At 59.9% G+C, this 1,484-nt stretch carries 2 protein-coding genes; both read left to right on the top strand.

Features of this window, described 5'->3' with window-relative positions; genetic code table 11:
• Nucleotides 1-451 (top strand): SMP-30/gluconolactonase/LRE family protein (locus DWA01_RS19835; RefSeq protein ID WP_136057790.1); only part of this gene is annotated, 451 nt, incomplete at its 5' end.
• A 13-nt stretch (nucleotides 452-464) separates the two neighbouring features.
• Nucleotides 465-1,484 (top strand): AGE family epimerase/isomerase (locus DWA01_RS19830; protein ID WP_114287545.1); only part of this gene is annotated, 1,020 nt, incomplete at its 3' end.

Genomic DNA, 1,484 nt, shown 5'->3' with positions numbered 1-1,484 from the left:
GCACTCCGGCAAAACGACGGCGGTAGCGGTGAATTTTTCCAAGCCGAACGGACTCGCCTTCAGCCAAGACGAAAGCAAACTCTATGTCTCTGACACGGGTCTGAGCCATGACCCGGACGGGCCGCACCATATCCGTGTTCTCAACCTGAGCGCCGACGGCGCATCGCTTGTGGCAGGTAACACGGTGTTTGCCACCTGTGGCGCCGGCGTGTTTGACGGTTTCCGGCTGGATCGGGCTGGCAATATCTGGACGAGCTCCGGCGACGGTGTCCATTGTTATGCGCCGGACGGATGTCTTCTGGGCAAAATCAGGCTGCCGGAAGCAGTGGCCAATGTCGAGTTTGGCGGGCCCAAACGAAACCGGTTGTATATCTGCGCCACACATAGCCTTTATTCGGTGTATCTGAGGACAAACGGAGCTGCACCGACCACCGCCCCCCGACGAAACTAAAGGACCAATTCGCATGCAGGACGTTCATTTGTCAAACTGGACCGAAACCGGCGGCACAAATTTTCTCTCACGCGCCACGCATCGCGCGTGGCTGTTGTCGCAGGCAACTGCATTGCTGGATTTTTACCGGCCCAATGTGCTCAACCCCGCCGGCGGGTTCCATGTGCTTGACGATGACGGAGGTCCCCTGCCGGCCGGGTCTGCTCAGAACGGAGCAGAGCGCCAGCTGCATGACACCACACGAATGGTGCATTGTTTTGCCATGGCCAAACTGTGGGGCCAGTCCGGAGTGGACGATGTGATTGATCACGGAATGGATTTGCTGTGGACACGCCACCGCGACGCGGCCCATGGCGGGTATTTTTGGGGCGTCGATGATAGTGGACCCACCAACCCGGCAAAACAGGCCTACGGCCATGCGTTTGTCATGCTGGCAGCGGCCTCGGCCAAAGCGGCGGACCATCCTGATGCCGACCGTTTGCTCGCAGACGTGAGCGAAGTTTTGCAGGCGCGGTTCTGGGAGGAATCCTGTGGCGCCGCGCGCGAGGAATACTCCGCCGACTGGCAGGTCACAAGCGACTATCGTGGCCAAAATTCCAACATGCATCTGACAGAAGCCTTGATGGCCGCTTATGAAGTGACCGGGGAACAATCCTATCTTGGCATGGCGCAGCGGATCGCCGGGCTGATTGTCAATCGCCACGCCCGGCATCAAGACTGGCGCATCGCCGAGCATTTTGACCGGCACTGGCAAGTGGACCGGGAATATGCCGGCAATCCGGTGTTCCGGCCCAGGGGCATTACGCCCGGCCACGCTTTAGAGTGGAGCCGGCTTCTGATCCAGCTCTGGGAGCTTGGCGCGCGGCAGCAGGCCTGGCTGCCGGATGCGGCGAAACGATTGTTTTTCAACGCCATCGAAACGGGCTGGAATGCCCAAACCGGTGGTTTTTACTACACGCTCGACTGGAACAATACCCCCGATCAGGCGGATCGTTTCTGGTGGCCCTGCGCCGAGGGTATTGCGGCGGCAGCT

Source organism: Candidatus Halocynthiibacter alkanivorans (genome assembly GCF_003333265.1).
GTDB classification, from domain to species: domain Bacteria; phylum Pseudomonadota; class Alphaproteobacteria; order Rhodobacterales; family Rhodobacteraceae; genus Halocyntiibacter_A; species Halocyntiibacter_A alkanivorans.
Note: the sequence above shows the minus strand (reverse complement) of the source record. Positions and strands in the feature narration are given on the sequence as shown.